Below are 20812 nucleotides of genomic sequence, written 5' to 3'. Positions count from 1 at the left end.
AAAACAACAGATAAAATTTATATCATGAAAAAATTAGAAAACAGGGTAGCCATTGTAACCGGAGCTACTAGCGGAATGGGTTTGCAAACCGCAAAAAAATACCTTGAAGAAGGTGCCAAAGTGGTTTTAACAGGCAGAAGTCAAGAAAAGTTGGATGCCTTAAAAGGGCAATTGTCAGGAGACTATCTCTTATTGAAAGCAGAAGCTTCAAGCACAGCTGACAGCAAAGAACTAATTGCGAAAACGGTTGATCATTTCGGAAAAATTGACATTCTCTTCTTGAACGCAGGAATTTTTAGACTTGAAACCATTGATGGTTTGACCGAGGAGATTTTTGACGAGGTCCATAACATCAATGTCAGAGGTCCTGTTTTTACAGTTCAAGCCGCATATAATTATTTGAACGAGGGAGCAAGTATTATCTTCAATACCTCCGTGGTAAACGTGAAAGGGTTTGGAGGAATGACGGCTTACGCCTCTAGCAAAGCGGCTTTACGTTCCATTGTACGTACCTTGGCTTCAGAGTTTGGGCCAAAAGGCATTCGAGTTAACGCCATTGCACCTGGGCCTATTGACACCCCTATTTATGGAAAACACAACGTTCCCCAAGAGAATATTGACCAAATGGCTTCTAATTTTCCTTCCATGGTTTCGCTTGGAAGATTTGGAAATGCGGATGAAATTGCCGCAACAGCACTGTTTTTGGCTTCTTCGGATAGCAGTTACATAACCGGGGCCGAAATTCCTGTGGATGGAGGTTTTGCCCAGGTATAAGCAAGTTCAACTTTAAAGAAAGTCATGAAAACTACATTTATACCAAATCCAAAGAAGGTTAGCTCTCGGTTTATGTTTCTTTTGGGAATTATGTTTGTTTCCGGATTAGGCCAGATTGTAGGGCAAGTAAAGACCCACAAGGCCATAGTGGATTCCGAAATAGACATTCTTACAGTGGTAAATGTCATTACTCCAAATAAAGGTCAACAACAGGATATTGTTGAGAACCTTCAGAAAGGACTAACGGACACTATGCGGTATCAAGACGGTTTTATATCGGCCAGTATCCATAAGAGTCTGGATAGCGACCACATTATTGTCTATGCCCAATGGAGAGATCAAGAATCATTACAAAATGCTGTAAAATTAATAGAGTCGGGAGGCGCTCCGAACATGCTATATGTTTTTAGCAATTCAACCCCCGAATATCATCCATATGATGTGGTTTCAGTAAATTTAGCAGCTAATAGAAAGTAAGTCCATGCCGCGCACCAAACAATTTGATGAAAAGGAAGTATTGAACAAGGCTATGGAACTCTTTTGGGAAAAAGGGTTCCATGCCACTTCAATGCAGGAGTTGGTTTCCCATTTGGGAATCAACCGAGCGAGTCTGTACGATACTTTTGGAGGTAAGGAAAAACTTTTTAATAGGGCATTTCAAGAGTATCGAAATGAGTCGGGTGATATGGTAAAAGGACTGCTTGCAGGTGAAGTTTCTGTGAAGCAAGGGTTCGAAAAGTTATTTGATTTTGCTATTGAAGAAGCTGTTAAAGATGACGCTCGGAAAGGGTGTTTTGTGGTGAACACCACCACTGAACTCATCCCTGGAGACCCTAATATTCATGACATTCTTCGTGGAAATATGGATCAAGTGGCGGAGCTATTCTCTACCCATATTCAAAAAGGGATAAATCAAGGGGAAATCAATGCCTCAAAAAATGCCAGAGATATTGGCCTTATGCTCTTTGCTTTTTACAATGGGTTAAGGGTAGTGTCGAAAATTGACACTGACCCCGATAAACTAAAAGATATGGTCCAAGCTGCTCTTTCGGTATTGGATTAATTTGTGCTGTTTACTCTCTGGTAGGCAAACGTCACTTCATTTTTTTCTTCCTTTTCCCCGAGCAATACGTGCATATTGATTTCGTCCCCACTTATTTTTTCGATGGTAAACCCTTCAAAGAAAACACGCTTGTTTTCAATCTTGACCAATTTGAAATCTACGGTTTGATCTTTGGTTTCCCATCCCTTCAAATCCCCGTGAAAGTGCTTTAATTGAAGCAGCAGGGTTTCGTTGATTTCTCGGATATGCCCAACTTCGTAAAATGAAACAGCACCGTCATTGACCAGTTTGAAAACAAACATCATGGAACCTCCCATTGGTGGGCTCCAGATTTCTTCCGCTGTCCCGCCAAAGGCATCACCTTTCCAGTGTCCTTGAATCCAGGACACATCCTTTAAGGATGCTTTTGGCGATTCCATATCCTCAACCAATTGAAGGGTTTTTTGAGCAAAGAGCCCATAGGTCGTAAACAGAATAAAAAAGAAAATAGGTTTCATTGTGGTCTTTTTTTAAAAGACGAATGAAAAGTGATCAATTGGACAAAGCGAACTTCACATTGACCGAAGTTTCCACCTTGATCTGTTCAAAATCGATATCCAGAGGTGCAGGTTCAGCCGCATCCATGGCCATGGTTTTCATTTCCATTCGCGGAGCTTGGTATCTCGGGTAATACGGTGTGGAGGTATCCATAATATGAATGGCCTTTCCAACTTTTTGATTCAGGGGAGCGGTCAAAGCTTCTGCCTTTTTCAATGCCTTCTTTATGGCCTTGGATTTTAAGGCCAATTCCAGCGCATCCATTTTGGAATATTCCGTTTTCTCCAAATAGACATTGGCAATCTTCAGTTTTTCCAAGGCTGCCAAAGCTTCCCCAGCTTGTTTTCCAGAATAGACCAGAAGGGAATATCGTTTGCTTTTCAAAACATCTTTTTGGCGCAAAAAGTATTTCTTGAAATTACTGCTGAGGTCCTTAATGAACAACTGCTTGTCCAGGTCAATACCCAACGAGCGAAATGCCTGTGCCATTTTATTTTCTTGTTCCTCGACGGACTTTTTCCCTCTGGAATCCTTCTCGGTTATCGTGATATTCAAATAGATTTTATCCGGAGTAACCAGAGTGTCCACACGTGCCGATGTTTCCAAATAGGGAACATCAAGAAAGTTTTTGGTTTGTCCAAAAGATACATAGGATAAGAAGATGAGAAAAACGGTAACAGCAAACTTTTTCATTAGGGTCAGGTTTAGGGTGAAACTCTTTATTGCTAAGGTACAGCATAGAGGGCAAAGTTTGTGCCAGAAGCAAAAACATCCAAAAAATCATTAAGTTCGTTTCTTTTCACTTGCATCACCCAAGAATCAAAATCGTCATTATGAAGGAAAGCTTAGTCAAGCAGGCCATTGAAGTTTTGGAAAACAACCATCAAGATGGGGGATTCACCATTCCTGCCCAAGGATTGTACCCCTTTCAATGGAAATGGGATTCGGGCTTTATTGCCATAGGTTATGCCCATTATGATATGGGTAAAGCCATGCAAGAGCTGGCCAGTTTGCTGAATGCTCAATGGGGCAATGGTTTCATCCCCCATATTGTTTTCCATTATGACAGTGATACCTATTTCCCCGGACCTGATTTTCATCGATCACAACTGCACCCTTTGGCTTCAAAAAAGCTTAGGTCAACCGGATTGGTCCAACCCCCTGTGCTGGGCTTTGTGTTGGAAAAGCTCTATGAGGTTTCCAATAGGAACCCTACCGTACTGGGTTTTATTGATGATCAAATTGACAAGGTATACGAGAATCATGTCTATTTCTACGAGAATCGGGACATCAATAACGAAGGCTTGGTATACATCTACCACAATTGGGAATCAGGAACCGATAATTCCCCGATGTGGGACGACATATGGCCTACAATGAATCCGCCTGAATACGAATTCGAACGCAAGGATACTACTCATGTGGACCCTTCGCAACGCCCTACGAAAAGAGAATACGACCACTACCTGTATATCATAGAAATTGCTAAACAATACAATTATGATGATGCCAAAATAGCACAGCATTCCCCTTTTTTGGTGTTGGACCCTTTGTTCAATGCTATGCTATTACGTTCCAATGAAGCCTTAATAAAACTATATGGTTTGTTGAAAAGAGGAGAAGGCAAAGCCCAATATTTGAAGGAAAAGCACGCCTTGGGTGTCCAAGGTATGAATACCAAGCTGTATCATGAATCCTCTGGAGCTTACTTGCATTTCGACCTTCGCAGCAACACCTTGCTCCCCTATATTTCTTCATCTTCCTTTGCACCTTTGTACGCTGGAGTGCCTTCCGGGGAACGAGCCCAGCAGTTAATACAGACCTTAAAAGAAAAGTTTGGGGGTGAGGATAAGTATCTGTGTGCCTCCTTTGACCCTACCCATGAAAAATTCAATCCAAAAAAATACTGGCGTGGACCGGTTTGGATCAATATGAATTGGATTATTTATCAAGGCTTGAAGCGATATGGGTTTGAAGATTTAGCGACCCGCGTCAAGAATGAATCCATTGAGCTAGTTGCAAAGCACAGTTTCTATGAGTATTTTGATTGCAGAAAAGTAAATCCAGATGGGGATAGCAATGCATATGGGGGGAACAACTTTTCATGGACCGCTTCGCTTTTGATTGATTTTTTGAATGAAGATTGAGCGGGTTTGGCAAGCACATTAATCAAATAACCAACTAATACCGAAAGATGAATTACATCGATTACATCATTATTATTGTCTACCTCATTGGTTTTTTGGGAATAGGTTACTTCTTTAAGGAAAACAAAAGTTCGGGGGATTACTTTTTGGGAGGGCGAAGTATGGGCTGGCTCCCTCTAAGCCTCTCCACCATGGCCACACAGCTTTCGGCCATTAGTTTTATATCGGCCCCTGCTTTTGTGGGGTTGAAAGAAGGGGGAGGGTTACAATGGCTGACCTATGAATTTGGAGTACCTTTGGCGATGGCGTTTTTGATGGTCGCTTTGATTCCAACGCTTTATAAATCAGGCATAGTGAGCGTTTACGAGTACTTGGAAAAACGCTTTGACGCCTCATCCCGACTGCTCATTAGTTTTGTGTTCCAGATTAGCCGTTCGGTGGCAACTGGGGTCATGGTCTACACAATGGCCTTGATTCTTCAAGCAACCGTTGGGGTGGATTTCTGGATTTCTGTCTTGATAATTGGGGTGATTACCCTGGTCTATTCCTTTCAAGGGGGCATGAAAGCCGTTATTTGGGGTGATGTGATTCAAATGATTATTCTTTTCTTGGGCATTGTGATTTGCCTGTTTTATGGGATTAGTGAGCTGGGCGGCTTCGAAAATTTCCTGACCAATGTGGACAAGGACCGAATTACCGCAGTGGATTTTAGCAAGTGGGGTTTTAATAATGCAGATAAAAATGACGAATTCGGGTTTTGGCCCATGGTGATTGGGGGTTTCTTTTTGTATGCCTCCTACTACGGAACCGATCAAACCCAATCCCAGCGGTTGTTGTCTGCAAAAGGGATGCCCACCATCAAAAAATTATTGTTGGCCAATGGGCTTTTCCGATTTCCACTGACCTTGACCTATTGTATTATGGGCTTGGTCTTGGGAACCTTATTGTTTCAGGATGTAGAGTTTCAAGATATGATGGAATCGGTGTATCAAGCAAATATTGATTCCTTGGAAGGTAAAAAAGCAGATTTGATGGTTCCAGTCTTTATCATCAATTATCTACCCAATGGAATTATTGGCATTTTGATAGTTGCGATTATGTCGGCGGCAATGTCCTCCCTGAGCTCAACGGTCAATTCGCTTTCAGCGGTAACCATGGAAGATTTTGTAAAGCGTTTCAAACCGGACATGAGCGATAAGAAATATGTGATGACCTCAAGAATACTGTCCTTGTTTTGGGGATTGGTGTGTTTGTTCTTCGCTTTCTTCGCAGGGAATATCGAAGGAACGGTGATTGAGGTGATCAATAAGGTAAGCTCGGTATTCTACGGACCTATTTTAGCAGGCTTTATGTTGGCCATTATGACGAAAAAGACCCATGCACTTGGTGCCAATATCGGAATTGTGATTGGTGTACTCTTCAATATGTATTTGTGGTTGTACGTGCCGGAGGTGTTCTGGTTCTGGTGGAATGCCATAGGTTGTTTGGTTACGGTAGTGGTGGCCATGGTGGTAAGCTATGTCATCAAAAGAAAAGCCAATGAAGGATTGGAAGTGGTGTATTCCGTTTCCAAAAAGGAAGTGGCCATATTGTTGGGCTTCTTTGTATTTATTATTCTGTTGAGCTTGGCCATGCCATCCCTGTTATCGTAAAATTGATTCGATGAAGTTCGTTGTCGCCCCAGATAAATACAAAGGCTCCTTAACAGGACAACAGTTCTGTGAGGCTGTGGGAATGGGGATATTAAAAGTCTTTCCTTCTGCAGAAATCGTAAAAAAACCTTTGGCCGATGGGGGAGACGGTACCATTGAGGTGGTCAAGCACTATTTAAATGCAGTTGAAATAGAGACTACGGTCAAAGACCCCATCTTTCGGGATATTCGTGCAGGCTATCTTTTTTCAAACGAAAAGGGAGTTGCCTTTATTGAAATGTCGGAAGCCTCTGGGTACAAACTACTTTCCAAGGAAGAGCTGCATTGCATGGAAGCCACTTCGCTGGGAACCGGAGAATTGATCGCGCATGCCCTAGATCAAGGGGCAAAAGAAATTATTTTAGGAATTGGAGGAAGTGCCACTAATGATGGGGGGATAGGAATGGCAACAGCCTTAGGCTATCAATTTTTGGATGGAAATGGGGATGTGCTGTCCCCGATTGGTCAAAATTTGTCCAGGATCACCCAAATAATCACCAAGAATGTTCATCCCAAACTAAAGCAAACTACGTTCAAGGTGGCTTGTGACGTAAAGAACCCTCTTTATGGAAAAGATGGAGCTGCCCATGTCTATGGTCCACAAAAAGGAGCTTCTCCCGAAGACGTTGTTGCTTTGGACAAGGGACTTCAAAATTTTGCCCAGGTAGTTCAGAAGACCTTTGGAATGGATGTGCAACATATTCCTGGAGCCGGCGCTGCAGGTGGAATGGGAGCAGGAGCAGTGGTCTTTTTGAATGCTTCCTTAATCTCTGGAATTGATTTGATTATGGAAATGGCCAATTTTGACGAGGTTATGAAGGATGCTGATTGGATCATAACAGGAGAAGGGCAATTGGACCAACAAACCCTATCCGGAAAGACCATAGCAGGTGTTCTAAAAGCTGCAAGGGATAGAAACATTCCTGTTGCGGCTTTATGCGGATCCGTCACCTTATCCATGGACGAGCTTGAAGCCACCGGACTGCAATATGTGACCTCAATTTTGAATCAGGTGGGCTCGCTGGAAGAGGCTAAAAAGGAAAGCTTTAAAAACTTGGAAATGGCCAGCTACAATTTTGCGAAACTCTTGCAGGATACAAAAGCCAAGTAGTTGAAACCCTTAATCAAACGGCAGTAAATCAGGCTCCAAAAAGGTTTTTTTAGCTTTTGGGGAAGTATAAATATCGAATCCGTAATGATAAGCCATCAGTTCCTTGAAATTGAACTTCAACCTCGGAAATTCTTTAAGGAAATCTTGGAAATTATCTGATTTTGCTTTTAGCACAAAATGATAAACTGCCTTTATAGCAGCCACCGTTAGGGTGTGGTTGTATTTGTCCGCGGCATTGAGCTTTTGGGTGTAGCTCTTGATTTGTCGGGTCACATTTTTAACGGCTGTTTCGACGCCGTATTGAGTCACATGAATCCAGGCCAAACGCAAGTGCGCCTCGTGGGTGAAAAGGGCAGGAGATAATTCTCCCGCCGCGAATTGATGTTCGAACTCCAAATCGGTCATAATGCACAATTTACGTACAGATTTTGATTTACGTATAGAAATGAACTCTTAATTCCTCGGTATCAACTCAGGATCGACATGAGTGGTCCGTTCCACTTCAAGAATTTCAATCCATGTGTCTTGCCGATTCACATAGATTCCCGAACCTACTCCACTATAAGCAGGACCCTGGCCAATGGGATATAATTTCCACCCAAAGTCCACCAGTACCACCGCTTCGGAAAGGACCTCAACCTTCAGGCTGGGAATTTCCATCTTCATGTTCGGGAATTGTTGAAACAAGGTGGCAAAACGTGTGCGTAATGCTTCCTTTCCCTCATAGTTCCCATCGGTTCCGTACATGGTGATTTCTTTGGAAAAGTTTGACACGAACGCGTCAAGATTTCCTTGATTGAAAGCTTCTATTCCAGATAGGAAGACCTCCTTAACAGGATGGTCCTTTTCTGAGGATAGTTGCTCTTTTTTAGCATTTCTGGACGGATTACAGGCACTAAGGTTTAGCAAGATTAATACGACTATGCCCAGCGTTTGTTTTGTTTTCATAGTAAAAAGATTTCTGTGATTTGTTCGCAAGTAGACGATATTCAATCACTTAAGAAAGCTGTATTTGGCGAGTGGACCTAATAGCAAGTGAAAGGTGTTCCTGTTAGGGTGAGTTATAGATGGGAGAAGCGAAAAAGACCGAGCTAGGAAGGTGTTTGATTGAAAACTGTTCGCGTTACCGGAGTTTTATCAGTTTACGAATCACATTGGAATAGCCCTTGCTACTCATAATGGGATTAATTTCAGAAGAATTAAAGTGAATGACGTAACGACCATTCATATGGGGTTTGAACTGTTTAATTTGACCCACATTGACCATGTATTTTCGATGAACTCTCAAAAATGCATTTCCAAGGCGTTTTTCCAGAAAAAGTAAGGAGTAGTCACAAAGTTTTTTTTCTCCCTTCACGTCAAATAAAAAGGAGTAGTTGTCATAAGCTTCTAAGTAAGCTATCTCTTCCACTGGAACCAAAAAAATAGTATCTCCTTTCTTGACAGGGACTTGACTAATGGTTTCCACGTTTTCCAAAGTCTTCTCATCAATGTTTTTCTGATTTTGGGGGGACTCTAAACCTCTATCCGCCATAGGGTCTTCGCTCGGGAAAAGCCGGTCGTTTAAAAAAAAGCTAAAACCCAAGACCATTGAAATCACCCCATTGAAGGCATACATTTTTCCGGCAGAAAATGGTTGATAGCCTTCATCATTAAAGAAGACCGGGCCAATAATTCTTTCTACCTCAGAAGCTAGGGAACCAACTAGAAAAAAAGCCACAAAAAGAACGAAATACAATTTCCATATGGGATTAATGCGGGTTTTGAACCATGACTTGTTTGAAGCGATTAAAACCAAGGTATACCCGATAATGAAGCTGTTTGAGATGGACTGGATTACCCATTGAATCCAATTGAGATTGGGATTCATAAAATAATTGGCCGTTCCTATCCCCACCCCAATCAATATAATATGCGGCAAATATTTCTTGGCTCTGGTAAAATTAAGTCGTACCGCGGTCATATGCTGATCAATAGGTTCTCTTCATTTTATACTCCAAGGAAGTCTTCACCGTGGGCCATTCACTGTTTAAAATAGAAAAGATAACCGTATCGCGAATGTTCCCTTGTTTGTCAATACGATGGTTTCGTATGATACCGTCTTGTTTTGCTCCCAAGCGAAGAATGGCATTCCGAGAGGGAAAGTTAAAAAAATTGGTTTTGAATTCAACGGCGATGGCATCCCGAACCTCAAAGGCATGTTGTAATAAAAGATATTTACATTCCGTGTTGATTCCGGTACGCTGAACGCTTTTGGAATACCACGTATATCCAATTTCAACCCTTCTATTTGGAGCGTCAACAGTGCAGAAACGAGTAGAACCCACAACATGGTTGGTGGTTTTTTCCAAAATAACAAAGGGCAGGGCACGACCTTCTTCCGCTTCACTTATGGCAAAGTCTACATACGCATCGAGGGTTTCCTTTGAGGGTACGGAGGTGTACCAAAGTTCCCAAAGATTTCCGTCTGATGTGGCTGCCAGCATATCAGGTTTGTGCGATTCCCTTAAGGGAATCAGCTTTACCAAATCCCCTTCTAATTCGATGGGTTCCAACCAATTTTTCATGTGCATCATTTTGAAATTCAAATATAATGGGATTTCCCTATCAACTGAAGGTAAGATTTTGAGTTGTACCTTAGATGTCCAACCAATAATCAACACAAATGGAACAAAACATAGCTTTGGTTACCCTAGTGGTAGCCGATTACGATGAGGCCATTGGGTTTTATACGCAAAAATTGGGCTTTGATTTAGTTGAAGATACTCAAGTGAATGATGAAAAAAGATGGGTGCTGGTCAAACCCAAGGGTTCCAAGGGGACTTCACTTCTTTTGGCAAAGGCAGCCATTTTTGAACAAAAACAGCGGGTAGGAGATCAGACCGGGGGCCGGGTCTTTCTTTTTTTACATACGGATAATTTCAAAAGGGACTACCAGCGAATGAGGGACCATGAGGTCAATTTTCTGGAAGAACCACGGGAGGAACCCTACGGAACCGTAGTGGTTTTTGAAGATTTGTACGGAAACCGATGGGATTTGCTGGAGCTAAAAAAGTAAAGTGAGCTTCAAGCATAAAGTTTATTTCCTGTCTTTAACGCGGTACATAAACTTGTGCCCACTCCATTGATCGTCGATAGCGGCCACCTTCGTATCTACCAGACCTTGCTCTTTACCACATTTCATCACGTCGAATTTGTCTATTTCTGTTGGGATTTTGGAAGTTTTCTTGGGCCAACTCACCCACAGCATACCATTTTTTTTCAGATTGGGTTGGGCTTTCGCAAAAGCGGACGTTAGCTCGGCATGGGTCGTTGCAAAAATATGGATGAGATCCACTTCTGCAGTATCGGAAGCGTCAAGTAGTAGTACGCCATCAGGAAATTCTCGAAAAAAACTCAAATACGGTTTAGGGGCATTAAAAACCTGAACTATGAATTCAGGTTTAATACCCAATTTCTTAGCCAATGGGGTTCCGGAATAGCCAGAGGTGCTCACAGATGCCGAATTTTTGCAAATAAGGTACCAAAAAGCTTTAAGTTGGGAAATTTGAAAAACTTTTTTTGTAACTTAAAGCTGACTATCAAAGCATTACATAAGTTTTGCACTGTCCCTAGCTGAAGCCGTTTCATCCATTCCCCCTAGGAAGATCATTGGTTGTCGGATTGAAGAAATTTCCAAACGTCTATTTAAAAATGTATAGTTATGTTGTTTAAAAGAGCATTTCTTGTTTCCCTATTTTTTGTCCTAGCCCCCTTATTTTTTTCTTGCAGCAGCAGTGATGATGAGGATGATGAAAACATAGATTTTTCATCCTGTTCATTAACTGGACCTAATTTTTCCATTTCCGATATATCCGGTAATTGGGTGGCGACCCAAGCAAATTTTGATATTCCGGGGACTACATTACAGGTAGATATTGTGGCCGATGGTGGAACAGTGACCCTTAATGTGCAATCCAATGGAGGATTTACTCTGGTCATTACCCCGAATGGCTCGCCCAGTGAAACCACTACAGGTGATTTGGCTTTTTGTGAGGGCTTGTTTACGGTTCGCTACGATGATGCGCCCAACGAACCTGAAACCTTAGCAGGTTCCTTGAACAATGATGTGCTCACCATTACGGGCCCCGTAGAGTTTGATGTGGATGATGACGGCTCTGATGATGAAGCTTTTGTAATCCTTAGATTTGATCGCGTTTGATGAACGGTTTTTAAAACCGATTTGCATATAGTTCCCAGAATCATATAAATAACAAACGACTACATCCATTTACAAACGAAAACAAATGATTGATTACCGATTTTGATTTTTGCGGGGTCTTAGGTTTGCCCTGTCGAAACATAAGAGTTCGATAGTATTAACTGTTTAACGCAAAAATTTAAATCATGAACGCACTGAAAAACAAAGTACAGTTGATTGGAAATTTAGGAAACGACCCAGAGGTCATTCTCATGGAAAATGGGACCAAGCTGGCAAAATTCTCCGTTGCCACCAATGAAACCTACAAAAATGCAAAAGGGGAGAAGGTAACCGATACCCAGTGGCACAATGTGGTCGCTTGGGGAAAGACCGCCGAGATTGTGGAAAACTACTTAACAAAGGGAAAGGAAGTGGCCATTGAAGGAAGACTTACTTCTAGGAGTTATGAAACCAAAGAAGGTGAAAAACGCTTTATCACCGAAATACGGTGTACTGAGCTTTTGATGCTGGGAAAATAAATCATTGACAGGTTGTCGACAAAGAGGGGCCATTGGCCCCTTTTCTTTTTTAAATCCAAGGTTTAACGGTAAATTAATAAAGAAGGTAGCAACGTTTTTTAAGCTATTTCGTCTAATAGATAAAGTGTAGAAGATGAAATATGGTGGTTTCTTCTTGGTTTTGGCCTTACTGGCCTTCAATGTGCCCACTTTGGCGCAAGAGACCACTTCGTCCACACTTCGGCTTAAGTTTTATGAGAAATTGGCTGCAAGGGATGCCCAGTATGAGCAGGTTTTGGGATCTTCCAATGCCCAAGACGAAATGGACTATTGGAACGATCAACGCGATTATGAGCGCCAGCTGGGGAAATCAAACTTTACCTTTTATTTAGTGTATATGAAGGGTAAAAAAGAAGCTTATAAACACCACTTGCAAAACTGCGACAATTCTTGCTCGCATAGCATACATTACTGGAGCAGGGCAAGGGAATATTTATCAATTCCCGATTCCACAGATATTTTTGAGGTGTATCCAAGCAAATTGGTTCAATCCACCCGTTTGAAAAAAAGAAACTAAAATGAAAAAACCGCCAATCGGCGGTTTTTTTATGCTACTTTTTTGAGCAAATCATAGCAAGGGCAACGCTTACAGCGTTTGTTTTCTCCTTTTTTGAACTTCTTACAGCATTTGATCTTGCAGTTCGCCGGAGGAAGTTCCCTCAATACGGCCTTTTTCTTTTTCTTAGAATCGTTCTTCTTTTTTCCCATTGCCAAATGCAGATGGGGCCAAAGATAATTATTTTAAATTAATCTAAATAAACGACTTATCAACAATTATTCACCGGCCGTGTCAGATGCAGCACTTTCTACGGTTATTTGCTGTACATCGCGGTCAAACAGGTACAGTCCGCCTTTGTCATTTCCGATAAGGTTGATCTTATCCAGAATGGTTCGGGCCAATGCCTCCTCTTCAATTTGCTCGGCCACATACCATTGTAGAAAATTATGGGTGGCATAGTCCTTTTCTTCTAAGGTCACATGAACGAGATCATTAATACTGTTGGATACAAAAATCTCATGCTCATATAGCTCCTCAAACATCTTCTGAAAAGAACCAAATTCCGTTTTAGGTGCCTTTAGCTCGGAGATTTGGGCATGCCCTCCACGTTCGTTGACATACTTGATCAATTTTAGCATGTGCATTCGCTCTTCATCGGAATGTCCATACATAAAGCCTGCAATACCTTCCAAACCCTTTACTTCTGCCCATGAGGCCATGGAAAGGTATACTTGGGAGGATTCAGCTTCTATTTGTATTTGGTTGTTGAGTGCTTCTTCAAGTCGTTTTGATAACATGTTTTGAATTTTTTGACAAGTAAAATTACGAAATGCAGTGGACTCTTCTGCCCAAAGCAACAACCTTTGTCAAAAACGCACTACAACACCCATGGTACCTGGGCCAAAATTCAAATTCCAACTCAACTTTTTTTCAGAAGCATTGTATTTCTGGTCGTATTTGGAATCTAAATAGCGATCTATGGATTCCACAATGAAAATACTAAGCACTGTACCGAAAGCCACATCGGATACCCAATGAAAACCATCCATAATTCTTGAAAAACCGGGAATCATTCCCACGGTGTATATTCCTGCTTTTACCCAAGGACTTTTAAATTGTTTCGCTATGGCATAGGCATTGCTGAAGGCCAGAATCGCATGACCGGAAGGAAAAGAGTCATAGTTGCGTACACGATCTAAATGAAAGGGGTCATAAACGCTGGAGCTATCGCCGCTTTTTGGCCGAGCACGACCAATTATCCGCTTGCTCACTTGTTGCAAAAAACCACCGGCAGTCGCTGAAGCAATGAGCAACACCCCCGTACGTCGTAGTTTTTCATTCTTGGTAAAAAGTCCGGCAAGATATACACCTCCCGTGAGCATATAGTTGTTTTCAGGGCTGCCGTACTCATTTCCATAATCGATTATTAAATCAGGAACATCATCCCGAAAACCATCGACCCAATTGTCCAATTCATCATCTACTGTGAACAACATTGCGGTACCCGCAGTGAGATACCCAAAATTGGCCCAATCTTTCCCTTTCCAATGAAAAGGACGACTATAGGCGTGCCCTATTCCGCCAAATACATTACCCATGTCATAGGTGAAGTCGTTCCAAAGGTTTTTTTCTTTTTGAATCTGAATTTCCTGTCCGGACAAAGGAAGAAAAACAAGAAGAATGATGAGGTTTCTTAAAAAGTTCATTTTAGTTTTTTGATTTATGAACCTGCGAAGTTATGCATAAATATCCTGCGCCGTACGGAAGGTATTGGCATGGGCTTCAATGATGGTCTTGATTTCAGGGGAATATCCTCCTCCCATGCTACACTGTACTGGAATGCCCAATTCAAAACAGCTTTGCAATACAAAACGATCTCGTTCTTTACAGCCTTCGATGCTCATACCCAAAGTTCCCAACTTGTCTGTGGAAAGAATATCTACCCCGCATAAGTAAAAAATAAAGTCGGGACGTACTTTATCCAACAGTAATGGAAGTGTCTCTTTCAACAGGGAAAGATAAGTCGCGTCAGAGGTTCCTTTTTCCAAAGGGATATCCAAATCTGAAGTCTCCTTTTTAAAGGGATAATTACCTCGTCCATGCATGGAAAAGGTGAAGACCGAACCATCATCCTGAAAAATCTCTGCCGTACCATTGCCTTGGTGAACATCAAGATCGACAATCAAAATATGCTCGGCCAAATTATTTCTCAGTAAATACCGTGCCCCTATGGCTTGATCGTTCAGCATACAAAATGCCTCTCCCCGGTTGCTATAGGCATGGTGTGTGCCTCCGGCAATGTTCATGGCAATGCCATGCTTCAGAGCAGATAAGCAGCCTTTGATGGTGCCATCTGCAATGATGTGCTCTCTTTGTACCAATTCTTTGCTTAGTGGAAATCCTATTTTTCGGGTGGCACTGGGCTTAAGGGTCATTTCTGTTAGTTCTTGATAATAATTGGCATCATGTACGGCCAAAATATCGCTTACTTCTGGAAGTGTAGGCTCAAAGAAATTATCTGGGATACAGGTGCCCTCATGAAGCAATTGCCTCGGCAACAGCTCGTACTTCTCCATGGGGAACCGATGGCCTTTCGGCAGGGGATGCTTGTAAATGGGGTGATAAGCGATTTTGAGCATTAACTGATGGATTCTCCGTCAGAAACCCCTTCTTCATCCGGATTTACAAAAACCAGTTTTCCCTTTGGATTTTCCGTCATCAAAATCATCCCCTCACTTTCAACACCGCGCAGTTTTCGTGGAGCCAAGTTGACCAAAACGGTCACTTTATTACCGATTATTTCTTCGGGTTTGAAGCTCTCAGCAATGCCTGAGACTATGGTGCGGATATCTAAACCTGTATCGACCTTTAAGACCAAAAGCTTGTTCGCCTTAGGCATCTTTTCAGCCTCCACAATGGTTCCGACCCGCATATCCAATTTGGTGAAATCGTCAAAAGTGACGATGTCCTTTTGAGGTTCTATTTCTTTATCCATTTGTTCGTTGGCTTTTTTTGTGGCTTCCAGTTTTGCCAACTGGAGCTCTATTTCCTTGTCCTCGATTTTTCGGAACAATAGCTCACTGTTATTGATTTGATGCCCTGAGGGTAGAAGGGTTTCTTTAGTGCTCAGCGCGTTCCATGAGATCTCGACTTCGCTCGACCTGATATTGAGAATGTTTTTAAGTTTGTTCGAAGTAAAAGGCAAAAAGGGTTCGCTTAAAATGGCAAGCCCTGTGGCAATTTGAAGGGCCACATACATAATGGCCTTTACCCGTTCCTCGTCTGTTTTTATCAATTTCCAAGGTTCTTCATCCGCCAAATATTTGTTTCCCAAACGCGCCAGGTTCATCAGCTCTTGACTGGCCTCGCGGAAGCGATATCGGTCCAGTGAATTGGAAAGCTTGGCTGGAAATTCTCGAAGTTGCTTCAAGGTCTCTTGGTCGATTTCCAACAAAGCAGAAGGTTCGGGGACAATACCAGTGTAATATTTATGCGTTAAGACCGCAACACGATTGATAAAATTGCCAAAAATGGCCACCAATTCATTGTTGTTTCGGGCTTGAAAATCTTTCCATGTGAAATCGTTGTCTTTGGTCTCCGGAGCATTGGCCGTAAGTGCGTACCGAAGCACATCTTGCATATCAGGAAAATCTTCAAGGTATTCATGCAACCACACCGCCCAATTTTTTGAGGTGGAAAGCTTGTTCCCCTCTAGATTCAAAAACTCATTGGCGGGAACGTTTTCGGGGAGAACAAAATCCCCATGAGCTTTGAGCATACTGGGGAAAATGATACAGTGGAAAACGATGTTGTCCTTGCCGATAAAGTGCAATAACTTGGTGTTTTTATCCTTCCAATAAGGCTCCCAGTCTTTGCCTTCAAGCTCTGCCCACTCCTTTGTAGATGAAATATAGCCAATGGGCGCATCGAACCAAACGTACAACACCTTGCCTTCTGCTCCTTCAACGGGAACGGGGATGCCCCAGTCCAGGTCACGGGTTACCGCTCTGGGTTTAAGCCCATCATCAATCCAAGATTTGCATTGCCCATACACGTTGGGCTTCCAATCGTTTTTGTGTCCTTCCAAAATCCATTCTTTCAGAAAACCTTCATAGCGATCAAGAGGCAAGAACCAGTGCTTTGTAGTCTTTAAAGTCGGTATTGCACCTGATATGGTTGACTTTGGATTGATCAAATCGGTGGCATTGAGCGAAGAACCGCAATTTTCACATTGATCTCCATAGGCTTCCTCATATCCACATCTGGGACAAGTGCCAATTACAAATCGATCGGCCAAAAACTGTTGCGCCTCTTCATCATAAAGTTGTTCAGTGATCTCTTCAATGAAATCTCCTTGGTCGTATAGTTTTTTGAAGAAATCGGATGCGGTCGTATGATGTACTTCTGCAGAAGTGCGAGAATAATTGTCGAAACTGATTCCAAAATCGGAAAACGACTTTTTTATGATTCCGTGATATTTGTCGATGATTTCCTTGGGAGAAACACCTTCTTTTTTGGCTTTCATGGGAATAGCAACCCCATGCTCATCACTGCCGCAGATAAAGGCAACGTCATGACCTTTTAGCCGTAGGTATCGTGCACAGATATCCGCAGGCACATAAACCCCAGCCAAATGCCCAATATGAATAGGACCATTGGTGTAAGGAAGTGCTGCGGTAATGGTATACCTTGAAGGAGCTGTATCTTCGGACATGGATTAGCTAAATTAAGCCCCAAAAATACAGATTTTGAAAGAAGCCCATGACCTTATGTACCCAAAAAAGGAAACCTCCGAATTGTGCTTACCTAAATTGGGGTGGGGTATCGCACAACCGGAGGATTCTGGAATGTTTGCTAATTGGAGTTTCTTACATAATCATGACAGACTTACTCATTTTCTGACCGGCGGCCTGTATACGATAGATATACTTACCTGTGGACAGACTATCTCGCATTCTCTCACGAATATTTATTTCTGCTGAACCTTCCAACATCATTTCGTTAAAAACTGTACCTACTTTCTGACCCAAAATATTGAACAATTCAATATCAACATGGGCTGCAAAAGGCATTTCCAAATAAATATGCGGAGTTCGATCTGTTGGATAATAAGGTCTGTGGACAATTGCACTTTCCAACTCTGGATTTGGGTCCATACCATCAGGATCACTCGGAGGAGTATCGGGTAAAGTTGGAGGATCATTATCCATGGCAATATCTGGGAAATCAACGCCACTACAATTGAATCCTAGGTTAACAGGATTGTATGGGTGATCTAGCAAATGTTGCTCAACCAATGGAATGGGCACGCAGAGCCATTCTGCCAATACTGTGGCATACAAATCTCTAAAGTCCATGGTATACTCAAGGTTACCTCGACCGTTGGGAGCCTCCAAAGATGGATGATCGCCAATGAAAGCACTACCGTTCAACCCAGATCCAAAGAATAGGGTTGGAGCTGCCTTACCGTGGTCGGTTCCCAAAGAACCATTTTCAAAAATTCTTCGTCCAAATTCTGAGAAAGTCATACTCAAAACCTGCTCGTCTTGTTCTGTGAAGGACAAATCCTCGTAGAAGTTGTTCACAGCGATGGATAAATTCGACATCAATCTTTCGTGGGCCAAAGGCTGGTTACCGTGGGTGTCAAAACCTCCCATGGAGATCATATAAACCTTTGTTCCCAGGTTACCTTTGATCAAACGAGCCAATAGCGCCAACTGTCGTGCAAAACCGTTGTCTTGGTATTCCACTTGGTTTTGACCTCTTTCATAGGCTTCGTGGATTTTTCCAGCATATTCGTAAGTAGTGTTGGCCACACCTCTTAAGAAACGTAACTGGTCACCATACATACAATTGTCAAAAGGAGCATTTTCAATGTCGTAGAAGAACCCAGTTTGGGCAATCTCCTCCAATTGATCAATGTTGTTGGTAACGAATGCATAATTCGTCTCCTCACCTTGGAATACCAGATTGGCGATGTTTCCAATTTGGATGGCCGCTGGGGCTTCAGGTGGATTTATCAAATAATCGGGATAACATTGCTCGAAATGTCTTCCCATCCAACCGGTGTTCAACCCATCAAAACCTGTGGTGGTCAAATCCGTGTTGGCATAAATATCAGATCCCGTAAAGTGGGAGAGACTTTGATTTTGATACCCCACACCATGTACAGCTTTAAACTGACCATCTCCCCAAAGAGGTTCGAGGGCATTCATGTAGGTGGGTACACCAAAGTCATCCGTAAGCTTTAAAATCTTACTTTCAGGGATGTAGATGTTGGGACGGGCATTGGCATAAGTGTCATATTGTTGAATCGGGATAACAGTACTTAGACCATCGTTACCTCCCGAGAGTCGAATCAATATGAGAATGTTATCGGTTTCTGCATCTGCGATGGCCGACGTTAAAGCCGACGGGGCCGATGCTGTCAATAAATTACTTCCCAAAAACATGGAACCGGAACCTGCAATTCCCAAGGCCTGTAAAAAAGACCTTCTGCTCCAATTTTTGTGCTCCAAATCATGACCTTCGTGTTCGATGCCTTTGTATGGAGTAGTATCGTGGTTGTTATGAGTATCGCACATAGTAGTAAGGGTTATTTAAGTTGAAATTCGGGTTCTCTTGATAAGTGACGCAATAACACGTAGACCTGTGTAGGTACTTCCATACTTACTGCAAGCATCCATAAACTCTGTCCACCAGGAATATAGTCAGGAGAGTAATAGATTTCAGGTACATCGTCAATTTTGAAAGCATCCATGGCGTTTTCAAAATCTTGATCCGTCAATAAACCCTTTGGTGTAAACTTGTTCACCAAGGCTCTTACTACAATTTCAGGGTTACTGGTGTTGCTGTCGGCGGCGCCCACAGCATCCATGGCCAATGTTCTGAACTGTTCTGGATTTGCTTGAAAAAAGCGTTCCAAAAACACTTCGGAGGTCAACCATCTACCAATGATGAAATTTGTATTGATCCATTCGCGGTCTCTTTGCCAACCTGCGACATCAAAAGGATCAAACATTTCTTGTCCGATCAATCGTGACGCGTCCACAACATTGATCACGGTTGCATCGTCATAGGCGAAATTGGTTTCCTTGATGATGCCCATATAAAGGTCGAATGGACTTTTGATGATCACACCGATGGCGTCCTCATCAAAAAAGTGCTGGCTTTTGAACAGCTGGCGTAATACCGGTGCTAATTCAAAATTATTGGAGACAAAAGTACTGGCCATTCCAGCAATGATGGTTTGCGCATTTCCGTCATCGTCATCAGAATCAGGGTGCACAAAATATTCATATAATTTTTGGCAAATGAATCCAGCAATTTCGTTGGGTCGTTGGTTGAACAAAATATCAATGGTATCATCATACCCCCAATTTCCGGTCTGACCCAGAATGGTCTTGTTGTCTGTATTAAAATCGGTAGGGTCAAAGGTTACCTGTGTACAACCTTCCTCACCTCGGTTGGTATAACCAGAGAGCGACTTGGCGGTTTCAATGATATCTTCTTCCGTATAACCGTTGCCCTCACCCAACGTAAACAACTCGTAAAGCTCACGGGCATAGTTCTCGTTAGGATTGTTTCCTCGGTTTCTGGCACCATCCAAATAATAGAGCATGGCACTGGTTAAACCGATTTCACTAACAAAGGTTCTAAAATTACCTATAGCATTCCTTTGTAAACAATTGATGTAATAATAAAGGAATGAATTACAACGATAAACATCCAACTCAGTTACGAAGTGATTGTGCCAAAAGAAGCTCAATCTGTCCCTTAAGTTGTTATCCAGTAATGCATTTCCGTAGGCAATGGTAAATTCTTCCTGCTGTGCGCGCCTCAGCTGTCGGGCCAAGTCGTCATCGGCAGGATAGTTGGCATTGGTCCAATCGGCCCATGCCGGGGCAGGAATGGGAGGTAAGGCCAAGGCCTGATCTACCAAAGAATCCACTAGGGCATCCGCTGATTGTCCCACAGCGGCGTTGATGGTCTGCACCGAAGCGCTGAAACCTAGCCTTCGATACAAATGGGCAGCACGTAACTCGTCCAATGGAGTTGTATACGGCGCCAAAGTTGAAGTGTTACAATTGATAAAGTACTCCATAGCAATGTTTGGCGTTAATTAGGTCCATAGTTTTGGGGCAACTATATGTCTAGGTAAACGTTGGTGTGGTTCCGAAAAGAGCCCACAAATTACAATGTAAACGTATTGAAAGGGGTGAACCACCAAAT

23 protein-coding genes are annotated in these 20812 nt (G+C 42.4%); 10 read left to right on the top strand and 13 right to left on the bottom strand.

Features of this window, described 5'->3' with window-relative positions:
• The first annotated feature begins 24 nt into the window (after nt 1-24).
• Genes EW142_RS11375 through EW142_RS11365 form a run of 3 tightly spaced genes read left to right on the top strand, consistent with a single transcriptional unit; the run spans nt 25 to nt 1837 of the window.
• Nucleotides 25-774: an SDR family NAD(P)-dependent oxidoreductase gene (locus EW142_RS11375; protein ID WP_130613937.1), complete on the top strand. Its 750-nt coding sequence runs from the start codon at nt 25-27 to the stop codon at nt 772-774.
• Between the two features lie 24 nt (nt 775-798).
• Nucleotides 799-1251 carry an antibiotic biosynthesis monooxygenase family protein gene (locus tag EW142_RS11370; protein WP_130613935.1) on the top strand — a complete coding sequence of 151 codons (453 nt, stop codon included), beginning with the start codon at nt 799-801 and terminating at the stop codon, nt 1249-1251.
• A 4-nt stretch (nt 1252-1255) separates the two neighbouring features.
• Entirely contained in the window at nt 1256-1837 is a 582-nt protein-coding gene (locus EW142_RS11365) for a TetR/AcrR family transcriptional regulator (RefSeq protein ID WP_130613933.1), read from the top strand.
• Here the strand turns inward: EW142_RS11365 and EW142_RS11360 are convergent.
• Together EW142_RS11360 and EW142_RS11355 are read right to left on the bottom strand one after the other, a co-directional pair.
• Nucleotides 1834-2334: a DUF6265 family protein gene (locus tag EW142_RS11360; protein WP_130613931.1), complete on the bottom strand. Its 501-nt coding sequence runs from the start codon at nt 2332-2334 to the stop codon at nt 1834-1836. The two genes, EW142_RS11365 and EW142_RS11360, sit on opposite strands and share 4 nt — an antisense overlap.
• A 34-nt stretch (nt 2335-2368) precedes the next feature.
• Nucleotides 2369-3067, bottom strand: coding sequence for an SIMPL domain-containing protein (locus tag EW142_RS11355; protein ID WP_130613929.1), 699 nt, complete (start codon nt 3065-3067; stop codon nt 2369-2371).
• 140 nt (nt 3068-3207) lie between these two features.
• Here EW142_RS11355 and EW142_RS11350 point away from each other — a divergent pair, with 140 nt between their 5' ends.
• The 3 genes from EW142_RS11350 to EW142_RS11340 are packed head-to-tail and all read left to right on the top strand — an operon-like array spanning nt 3208 to nt 7323.
• Nucleotides 3208-4521, top strand: coding sequence for an MGH1-like glycoside hydrolase domain-containing protein (locus tag EW142_RS11350; protein ID WP_130613927.1), 1314 nt, complete (start codon nt 3208-3210; stop codon nt 4519-4521).
• Nucleotides 4522-4568: 47 nt separating this feature from the next.
• Entirely contained in the window at nt 4569-6173 is a 1605-nt protein-coding gene (locus EW142_RS11345; protein ID WP_130613925.1) for a sodium:solute symporter family protein, read from the top strand.
• Between the two features lie 10 nt (nt 6174-6183).
• Nucleotides 6184-7323, top strand: coding sequence for a glycerate kinase (locus EW142_RS11340; RefSeq protein WP_130613923.1), 1140 nt, complete (start codon nt 6184-6186; stop codon nt 7321-7323).
• Nucleotides 7324-7332: 9 nt separating this feature from the next.
• On the opposite strand, the gene EW142_RS11335 is transcribed toward EW142_RS11340, so the two are convergent.
• The 4 genes from EW142_RS11335 to EW142_RS11320 all read right to left on the bottom strand — a co-directional run bounded on the left by EW142_RS11335 (nt 7333) and on the right by EW142_RS11320 (nt 9890).
• Nucleotides 7333-7728: a hypothetical protein gene (locus tag EW142_RS11335; RefSeq protein WP_130613921.1), complete on the bottom strand. Its 396-nt coding sequence runs from the start codon at nt 7726-7728 to the stop codon at nt 7333-7335.
• 48 nt (nt 7729-7776) lie between these two features.
• Nucleotides 7777-8271 (bottom strand): nuclear transport factor 2 family protein, encoded by a 495-nt coding sequence (locus tag EW142_RS11330; RefSeq protein WP_130613920.1) that lies wholly within the window; start codon nt 8269-8271, stop codon nt 7777-7779.
• 175 nt (nt 8272-8446) lie between these two features.
• Complete coding sequence (locus EW142_RS11325; RefSeq protein ID WP_130613918.1) at nt 8447-9286, bottom strand: LytTR family DNA-binding domain-containing protein; 840 nt, start codon at nt 9284-9286, stop codon at nt 8447-8449.
• A gap of 7 nt (nt 9287-9293) precedes the next feature.
• The gene (locus tag EW142_RS11320) at nt 9294-9890 is read right to left on the bottom strand and encodes a GNAT family N-acetyltransferase (protein WP_205783260.1); all 597 of its coding nucleotides are present in this window, start codon (nt 9888-9890) and stop codon (nt 9294-9296) included.
• Nucleotides 9891-9988: 98 nt separating this feature from the next.
• Between EW142_RS11320 and EW142_RS11315 the strand changes: the two genes are divergently transcribed.
• Entirely contained in the window at nt 9989-10381 is a 393-nt protein-coding gene (locus EW142_RS11315; RefSeq protein ID WP_130613916.1) for a VOC family protein, read from the top strand.
• Between the two features lie 21 nt (nt 10382-10402).
• On the opposite strand, the gene EW142_RS11310 is transcribed toward EW142_RS11315, so the two are convergent.
• Nucleotides 10403-10819, bottom strand: coding sequence for a DUF3052 family protein (locus tag EW142_RS11310; RefSeq protein ID WP_130613914.1), 417 nt, complete (start codon nt 10817-10819; stop codon nt 10403-10405).
• A gap of 207 nt (nt 10820-11026) precedes the next feature.
• On the opposite strand from EW142_RS11310, the gene EW142_RS11305 reads away from it, so the two are divergent.
• The 3 genes from EW142_RS11305 (at nt 11027) to EW142_RS11295 (ending at nt 12598) form a co-directional block, all read left to right on the top strand.
• The gene (locus EW142_RS11305; protein ID WP_130613912.1) at nt 11027-11524 is read left to right on the top strand and encodes a hypothetical protein; all 498 of its coding nucleotides are present in this window, start codon (nt 11027-11029) and stop codon (nt 11522-11524) included.
• Nucleotides 11525-11709: 185 nt separating this feature from the next.
• Nucleotides 11710-12042, top strand: a complete 333-nt coding sequence (locus EW142_RS11300) for a single-stranded DNA-binding protein (protein WP_130613910.1) — start codon at nt 11710-11712, stop codon at nt 12040-12042.
• A gap of 133 nt (nt 12043-12175) precedes the next feature.
• On the top strand, nt 12176-12598 hold the full coding sequence (locus tag EW142_RS11295) for a hypothetical protein (protein ID WP_130613908.1): 423 nt from the start codon (nt 12176-12178) through the stop codon (nt 12596-12598).
• A gap of 257 nt (nt 12599-12855) precedes the next feature.
• On the opposite strand, the gene EW142_RS11290 is transcribed toward EW142_RS11295, so the two are convergent.
• The 6 genes from EW142_RS11290 to EW142_RS11265 form a co-directional block, all read right to left on the bottom strand.
• Nucleotides 12856-13377 carry a ferritin gene (locus EW142_RS11290; protein WP_130613906.1) on the bottom strand — a complete coding sequence of 174 codons (522 nt, stop codon included), beginning with the start codon at nt 13375-13377 and terminating at the stop codon, nt 12856-12858.
• 69 nt (nt 13378-13446) lie between these two features.
• Nucleotides 13447-14286 (bottom strand): phosphatase PAP2 family protein, encoded by an 840-nt coding sequence (locus EW142_RS11285; protein ID WP_130613904.1) that lies wholly within the window; start codon nt 14284-14286, stop codon nt 13447-13449.
• 30 nt (nt 14287-14316) lie between these two features.
• Nucleotides 14317-15219 carry a histone deacetylase family protein gene (locus EW142_RS11280; protein ID WP_130613902.1) on the bottom strand — a complete coding sequence of 301 codons (903 nt, stop codon included), beginning with the start codon at nt 15217-15219 and terminating at the stop codon, nt 14317-14319.
• Complete coding sequence (gene metG / locus EW142_RS11275; protein ID WP_130613900.1) at nt 15219-17294, bottom strand: methionine--tRNA ligase; 2076 nt, start codon at nt 17292-17294, stop codon at nt 15219-15221. The genes EW142_RS11280 and metG overlap by 1 nt, the downstream gene beginning before the upstream one ends.
• A 154-nt stretch (nt 17295-17448) precedes the next feature.
• On the bottom strand, nt 17449-19164 hold the full coding sequence (locus EW142_RS11270; RefSeq protein ID WP_130613898.1) for a DUF1501 domain-containing protein: 1716 nt from the start codon (nt 19162-19164) through the stop codon (nt 17449-17451).
• A gap of 11 nt (nt 19165-19175) precedes the next feature.
• Nucleotides 19176-20684 carry a DUF1800 domain-containing protein gene (locus tag EW142_RS11265; RefSeq protein ID WP_130613897.1) on the bottom strand — a complete coding sequence of 503 codons (1509 nt, stop codon included), beginning with the start codon at nt 20682-20684 and terminating at the stop codon, nt 19176-19178.
• Between the last annotated feature and the right edge of the window lie 128 nt (nt 20685-20812).

The organism is Flagellimonas allohymeniacidonis (assembly GCF_004296335.1).
Lineage (GTDB): Bacteria > Bacteroidota > Bacteroidia > Flavobacteriales > Flavobacteriaceae > Flagellimonas > Flagellimonas allohymeniacidonis.
The sequence above is the reverse complement of the archived record's forward strand: the minus strand, read 5'-3'. Positions and strand labels throughout refer to the sequence as shown.

Coding starts and splice junctions, on each gene's coding strand:
- EW142_RS11290 (WP_130613906.1), bottom strand. CDS start 13,377: ATGTTATCAAAACGACTTGAAGAAGCACTCAACAACCAAATACAAATA.
- EW142_RS11345 (WP_130613925.1), top strand. CDS start 4,569: ATGAATTACATCGATTACATCATTATTATTGTCTACCTCATTGGTTTT.
- metG (WP_130613900.1), bottom strand. CDS start 17,294: ATGTCCGAAGATACAGCTCCTTCAAGGTATACCATTACCGCAGCACTT.
- EW142_RS11270 (WP_130613898.1), bottom strand. CDS start 19,164: ATGTGCGATACTCATAACAACCACGATACTACTCCATACAAAGGCATC.
- EW142_RS11355 (WP_130613929.1), bottom strand. CDS start 3,067: ATGAAAAAGTTTGCTGTTACCGTTTTTCTCATCTTCTTATCCTATGTA.
- EW142_RS11305 (WP_130613912.1), top strand. CDS start 11,027: ATGTTGTTTAAAAGAGCATTTCTTGTTTCCCTATTTTTTGTCCTAGCC.
- EW142_RS11365 (WP_130613933.1), top strand. CDS start 1,256: ATGCCGCGCACCAAACAATTTGATGAAAAGGAAGTATTGAACAAGGCT.
- EW142_RS11330 (WP_130613920.1), bottom strand. CDS start 8,271: ATGAAAACAAAACAAACGCTGGGCATAGTCGTATTAATCTTGCTAAAC.
- EW142_RS11360 (WP_130613931.1), bottom strand. CDS start 2,334: ATGAAACCTATTTTCTTTTTTATTCTGTTTACGACCTATGGGCTCTTT.
- EW142_RS11315 (WP_130613916.1), top strand. CDS start 9,989: ATGGAACAAAACATAGCTTTGGTTACCCTAGTGGTAGCCGATTACGAT.
- EW142_RS11375 (WP_130613937.1), top strand. CDS start 25: ATGAAAAAATTAGAAAACAGGGTAGCCATTGTAACCGGAGCTACTAGC.
- EW142_RS11325 (WP_130613918.1), bottom strand. CDS start 9,286: ATGACCGCGGTACGACTTAATTTTACCAGAGCCAAGAAATATTTGCCG.
- EW142_RS11280 (WP_130613902.1), bottom strand. CDS start 15,219: ATGCTCAAAATCGCTTATCACCCCATTTACAAGCATCCCCTGCCGAAA.
- EW142_RS11300 (WP_130613910.1), top strand. CDS start 11,710: ATGAACGCACTGAAAAACAAAGTACAGTTGATTGGAAATTTAGGAAAC.
- EW142_RS11285 (WP_130613904.1), bottom strand. CDS start 14,286: ATGAACTTTTTAAGAAACCTCATCATTCTTCTTGTTTTTCTTCCTTTG.
- EW142_RS11295 (WP_130613908.1), top strand. CDS start 12,176: ATGAAATATGGTGGTTTCTTCTTGGTTTTGGCCTTACTGGCCTTCAAT.
- EW142_RS11340 (WP_130613923.1), top strand. CDS start 6,184: ATGAAGTTCGTTGTCGCCCCAGATAAATACAAAGGCTCCTTAACAGGA.
- EW142_RS11350 (WP_130613927.1), top strand. CDS start 3,208: ATGAAGGAAAGCTTAGTCAAGCAGGCCATTGAAGTTTTGGAAAACAAC.
- EW142_RS11265 (WP_130613897.1), bottom strand. CDS start 20,684: ATGGAGTACTTTATCAATTGTAACACTTCAACTTTGGCGCCGTATACA.
- EW142_RS11320 (WP_205783260.1), bottom strand. CDS start 9,890: ATGAAAAATTGGTTGGAACCCATCGAATTAGAAGGGGATTTGGTAAAG.
- EW142_RS11335 (WP_130613921.1), bottom strand. CDS start 7,728: ATGACCGATTTGGAGTTCGAACATCAATTCGCGGCGGGAGAATTATCT.
- EW142_RS11370 (WP_130613935.1), top strand. CDS start 799: ATGAAAACTACATTTATACCAAATCCAAAGAAGGTTAGCTCTCGGTTT.